Genomic DNA, 4792 nt, shown 5'->3' with positions numbered 1-4792 from the left:
CCGCCTCACCGCCATCCGAGCGTAGGCCGATCAGCCCACCGAAGAACCTGTAGGCCAAACAGACGAACCACACCTGATTCCTGATAGACCCGTCCGCATGCCGCTTCATGAGCGCCATGCGGTGAACGTCGGCTTCGGCTGCGAGGGCAACGACGGTGAGACTGCCATTGGAGACTGTTGGTTGCCCTTGGAGGAGCCGGTCCATGGCCTCACGAATGCGGGTGCGCTCGTCTGGGTGCTGCTCGTTCACGTCAGTTCCTCGGCGGTCCGGGCGGTGGCGCCGTGGGTGTCGGCGATGGTGCGAAGTCGGTCAGCATTGGCCTTCAGGCGCTTCCCGACGGGGTTGGGAGCATGGGCGGCCTTGTGATCGAGGCTGTCGGCGCGTTCGCGCAGGAGTCGGGCGTGGGTGTCTGTGCGGACGGCGTTGCCGCAGCCGGGTTGGCAGTCGTACTGGTTGGGGGCCGTCGCATCCGGAGATGGCCCACAAAGGGCTTGGTCGCGTTTGAAGGCGCAGATCAGGAGGGCGTTGGGGTTGTCGAACAGGACGATGCCGTCCTGGGCGAGGTAGGCCGTTGCCTTCTTCACGAAGGTCCTTGGGACGATGCGACCCGGGAAACGCGGGGCGTTAACGGCCGCAGTGAGAGCTCGCCGTGCGGCGGGGCCGGAGAACTTCTCGCTGGCGGCAGCACGGTCGCGCAATCGGGCGGCGGTGTCAGCTGCGGCCAGGGCGGTCTCGACGTCGAGGACGTCGTGGATTCCGCGCCGCATGCGGGCCCCGTAACCGCTGGCGGTGCGGGCGTCCAGGACGGTGCGCATGTGCCCGTACTGAATGGCCAGCGCAATCAGTCCCCCGGGGCGGCGGGCGATGTGCCAGGCCAGTGTCCTGCTTGTGTCCGCAGAGGCCGTGTGCGGATGACCTCGTGTTGCGATTGAGCAGGCCAGGGGTCGCGGCCGCATTCGCGACCCAGATCGTCGAGCGTGTTGCATTCTGCAGGGTCTCTTGTGGTGCAGATCACTCACCACCGTTGCCCGTGAGGCCGAGCTGTCAGTGGGGACTGAGATCGTGCATCCGTGAGCGAACTGGTTGAGCATGTCGATGAGCACGACCGCGTGCTGGGGATCGTCGAGCGGGATGAGGCGGTGCGTGAGAACTGGCTGCATCGCATTGCAGCGACGATCTGTCGTGATCGCGAAGGCCGGATCTTGGTGCTGCGGCGGGCCGAGACGTTGTCCCGGTTTCCGGGCTACTACGACGCGATGGTCGGCGGGGCCGTGGACGTGGGCGAGTCGTATGAAGAGGCGGCAGTCCGCGAGTTGGCTGAAGAACTGGGCGTTCGTGTGCCGGTGCGTTTCCTGTTCAAGCTCCTTTTCCGGGAGGGGATTAGTCCCATCTGGCTCGGGGTGCATGAGGCCGTCGTGTCGGAGACTCTGGTGCCGGACTCGGGTGAGATCGACTGGTACGACTGGCTGACAGTGGCCGAACTGCGCGAAGTGGTTGATGAATGGTGCTTCGTTCCGGGAGGGCGAGAGGCTCTGCGCCAGTACTTGGGGTCCGGATTCGGCAGCGGTGCGAGCGAGCTGGCAGCCGGGTGACCGGCGATGCGGGTTACCTCGGTTCAGGGGCATTTCAGCTGCAGGACCCGATGACGGCGGTTCGCGGTGCTGGGAGGCGGCTGACCTTGGCTTTCCCGGCGGCGGCTTCGCGCTGCTGCCGACGGAGCGAGTCGCGTCGCCCGGCTTCCCTCCGCCAGGACAGCTGTCATTGGGTCGTGCAGTTGATTGCGGGTCCGTGGTCGCGGCGTCAGCCCAGCGTGAGCCATCGAATGCCGAGCCGTTCGACCTGCGCGGTCTCCGCCGCGTCGAGCGGCTCGCGCCCGGTGACCTTGCGCAGGAACTTGGGCTGGTCCCACTTGAGTTCGAGCGTCGCGGTCATCTGGTCCGGGCCGAGCAGCAGCTCCAGAACGACTTCTGCGGCCTGGGGGTTCAGCCACGGCTCGCACCCCAGCGCTTCGGCCAGATCCAGGCCATGGATGGCGACCTCGACCACCCGGGTGACCAGGAACTGCGACAGGAACATCGCATCCCCGTGACGAGTACGCACGACGCGGCCCTCGGGCTCGGCGCGGCACAGCCGGTCCACCCGCTGCCAGGTCGCGGCGAAGTCGTCGGCGAGCGCGGCACCGCTGGCCTGCCCGGCCACATGGTCTTGGGCCAAGGCAATGCGGGCCGTGTTCGTCTGCGGGGCGAAACGGTCGTCGGGCCGGTAGTACTCCACCGCGGACACCTCAGCCTTGTCCGGCGGCGGAGCATCCAGCATGCCCGGCAACCATGCGATCACCACTCGGACATGCCCCAACAGCTCTCGCACGGACCATGGTTCACACTGTGTCGGAAGATCCCACTCCACCTCCGACAGACCTGCAACCGCCCGGGAGAGATCCCCGGCTTCGAGGCGAAACGCTTCCAGCACCCGGCCCTGATCCATGGTGATCAAGCTACCAACGGCTTCCACCCAGCAAACCAGGGAGTGATCTGCATCACTGCGAGACGATGGAAACGCAACACCGCCGACCATGAGTGTCGCGAACCCGCTCCCGAAGGGGGCACCTGCTCAATGGCAACACGGACACCACTGCACACGGCTTCTGCGGACACAAGACGAACCCTTGCTCGCTTCATCGTCCGCAAGCCGCGAGGACTGATCGCAGCCGCACTGCAATATGGGCACGTTCATACAAAAGTGACTCTGAGCTACGCCGGGTATGCCGATCCGTCCTGGCTGCACGACATCGCCGTGGAGAAACTCGAGCTCATCATCGACCACGTCGAACAGGACAGCCAGCACCTCGCGGATGGTGAACACGTCAGCGGCCCCTCTGCCGACGAATACCGGGCCCGGGTGGAGCGCACCGCGTCGTTCGAGGGCAGGGTGGTGACGAGCGTCGGCAGTGCGGAACGCCTCCTGGAGCAGGCGGATCCCGCGATCTATCACGGACAGGGCATGACCTGCGTGTGGCGCGCGGCCACGGCCGCCTGTCGCAAGGCCAAGCTCGCACTCGGGCTGCCGGACGATGACACACCGGACGAGTCGGAGTGTCGATCCTCGTGCGCCAACCTCGCCTACACCGACCGCGATATCGAAGATGTGCAACGCCGACGAGAGCGGCATCGGGCTGACGCGGTCGACCCACTGGCGCCCAAGCCGCGGCGCGACCGCGCGGCGGCGCAGGCCGCGCAACTGTCGGGGATCATCGATCGCCACAAAGCGCAAGGCGTCTCTGACGCCGGGGAAAGAACCGCATGACCATCCGACGACCCCGGGATCTGGAAGCCGAACGCGCCGCGCTTCGGGCCGCTGCCGAGCGCCTCCTGGCCGGCACACCCCTGCGCTCCACCTCCGGCAAACTCACCGCCTTCGAGTTGCTGCGCGAGTCCGGACTGCGGCGAGACGTCGCCTACGGTGACCATAAAGACCTCGTCGAAGAGTTCCAGGCCCGCGCCAAGGCGCAGCACTGCACACCGGCTGCCACGCAGGAACTGGCCGATCAAAAGGCGGAGTTGAACAAGAAGCTGGCCGACGCGACGGAAGCCTTGGCCAAGGAGCGCGCCGTCACCGCCGCACTGCGCCGGATCATTGCCGAGCTCGACCTGGAGCTCGACCAGGCCCGCGAGGAGCTCGGGCAATCCGGGAACGTCACCCGTCTCCCCGCTCCGCGGCGGCGACCAGCGCGTCGGTGACCGTACTTTCGAACCGAAACTGCGAGCCGAAAGCGGCCGAGGCATGCAGGGGTTCGGCAGTCCTCGCACAGCGACTGCATCCGCATGCCCGCACCTTTCCCGCGGAAGCGGAAGCGGATGCGGCCGAGTGCCACGTACATCTCGCGCTTGTGCTCGGAGGCGGTTTCGGCGGTATCCGACAGGAAGGTGGCCTGGTCGGCTGGTTGCCGCTGATCGACGCGGTCGTTTCCGGGAGGGCGACCCGGAGGATACGGGCCGCCCCCTGGAGCCGGACGTTCACTTCATTCAATTCCGCAACTCAACATCTCGAGGCATGCAGGATGGCCGCGTGGCGTGTGCCTGGAACCGGAAGATCTCAGCAGGTCGGGTGGTCGGGTGATCTGCGAGGCTAGAGACCAAGCTCAGAACGCCTCAAAAAAACAGTGCTGATCTGAGCCCTCAGCCCGAACCGGCGACCAGTGCCTCGCCGAGCGGGGTGCGCCGGTAGAGCACCGACCGTCCGGACCGGGCGCGAACGAGCAGCCCCGCGCCGCGCAGGATGGCGAGGTGGTCTCCTACCGCGCCGGGTGTCATGGCGAGGCTTCGGGCGAGGTGGCTGGTACTGGCCGGGGCGTCCAGCGCCAACAGCAGCCGGGCTCGGGACCGGCCGACCAGGGCGGTCAGGGCGTCCGGTTGCGGGACGGTCTCCTGTTCGCCCCACAGGGCGGCGGTGCCGCGGGCGCGATAGATCAAGGTTCTGGGCCAGGGGTCTTCCGTGTGGGCGGCGATATTCCTGACGAAGACTGAAGGGATCAGCAGGAGCCCGTCGCCGGCGAGGCGGACTGTTCCGACTCGGGGGAAGTGGCCGATCTCGATGCCGCCGGCTTGCCAGGCGATGCTCGGGTGCAGGCTCTCGATGGTCGTGGCCCATCCGTGTTCGCCGATCACACCCACCCGGTGCACGACGTCGCGCTCACAGATGTCGGCGTACGGACTTAGATCCCCAGTTGCGTACCTTTCTTCGTCCCCACCTGTCAGGCCACGTCCGTCTCGCGCTCGATGGCCTGGAGGCGGT

General features: G+C 66.9%; 5 protein-coding genes and 2 pseudogenes. 3 read left to right on the top strand and 4 right to left on the bottom strand.

The annotated features are described in order from the left end of the window. Both ABZY11_RS42875 and ABZY11_RS42870 read right to left on the bottom strand, forming a co-directional pair. Positions 1-250 (bottom strand): annotated as a pseudogene (locus tag ABZY11_RS42875) (hypothetical protein); the annotation flags it as partial. After that, positions 247-816 (bottom strand): hypothetical protein, encoded by a 570-nt coding sequence (locus tag ABZY11_RS42870; RefSeq protein ID WP_356484367.1) that lies wholly within the window; start codon positions 814-816, stop codon positions 247-249. The pseudogene ABZY11_RS42875 and the gene ABZY11_RS42870, both read right to left, overlap by 4 nt. A gap of 255 nt (positions 817-1071) precedes the next feature. Between ABZY11_RS42870 and ABZY11_RS42865 the strand changes: the two genes are divergently transcribed. Continuing rightward, positions 1072-1593: an NUDIX domain-containing protein gene (locus ABZY11_RS42865; RefSeq protein ID WP_356484366.1), complete on the top strand. Its 522-nt coding sequence runs from the start codon at positions 1072-1074 to the stop codon at positions 1591-1593. Positions 1594-1801: 208 nt separating this feature from the next. Here the strand turns inward: ABZY11_RS42865 and ABZY11_RS42860 are convergent, their stop codons facing one another. Continuing rightward, positions 1802-2485: a maleylpyruvate isomerase N-terminal domain-containing protein gene (locus ABZY11_RS42860; protein ID WP_356484368.1), complete on the bottom strand. Its 684-nt coding sequence runs from the start codon at positions 2483-2485 to the stop codon at positions 1802-1804. 255 nt (positions 2486-2740) lie between these two features. Here ABZY11_RS42860 and ABZY11_RS42855 point away from each other — a divergent pair, with 255 nt between their 5' ends. Continuing rightward, positions 2741-3304 carry a hypothetical protein gene (locus ABZY11_RS42855; RefSeq protein ID WP_356484365.1) on the top strand — a complete coding sequence of 188 codons (564 nt, stop codon included), beginning with the start codon at positions 2741-2743 and terminating at the stop codon, positions 3302-3304. After that, complete coding sequence (locus ABZY11_RS42850; protein WP_356484364.1) at positions 3301-3738, top strand: hypothetical protein; 438 nt, start codon at positions 3301-3303, stop codon at positions 3736-3738. Before ABZY11_RS42855 ends, ABZY11_RS42850 begins: the two co-directional genes overlap by 4 nt. Before the next feature lie 438 nt (positions 3739-4176). Here ABZY11_RS42850 and ABZY11_RS42845 read toward each other — a convergent pair. Then, positions 4177-4698: pseudogene (locus ABZY11_RS42845) on the bottom strand (winged helix-turn-helix domain-containing protein); the annotation flags it as partial. Between the last annotated feature and the right edge of the window lie 94 nt (positions 4699-4792).

It is taken from the genome of Streptomyces sp. NPDC006510, assembly GCF_040611955.1.
Classification (GTDB): Bacteria; Actinomycetota; Actinomycetes; order Streptomycetales; family Streptomycetaceae; genus Streptomyces.
This window is presented reverse-complemented; position numbering and strand designations above follow the sequence as displayed.

Coding starts and splice junctions, on each gene's coding strand:
- ABZY11_RS42850 (WP_356484364.1), top strand. CDS start 3,301: ATGACCATCCGACGACCCCGGGATCTGGAAGCCGAACGCGCCGCGCTT.
- ABZY11_RS42870 (WP_356484367.1), bottom strand. CDS start 816: ATGCGCACCGTCCTGGACGCCCGCACCGCCAGCGGTTACGGGGCCCGC.
- ABZY11_RS42860 (WP_356484368.1), bottom strand. CDS start 2,485: ATGGATCAGGGCCGGGTGCTGGAAGCGTTTCGCCTCGAAGCCGGGGAT.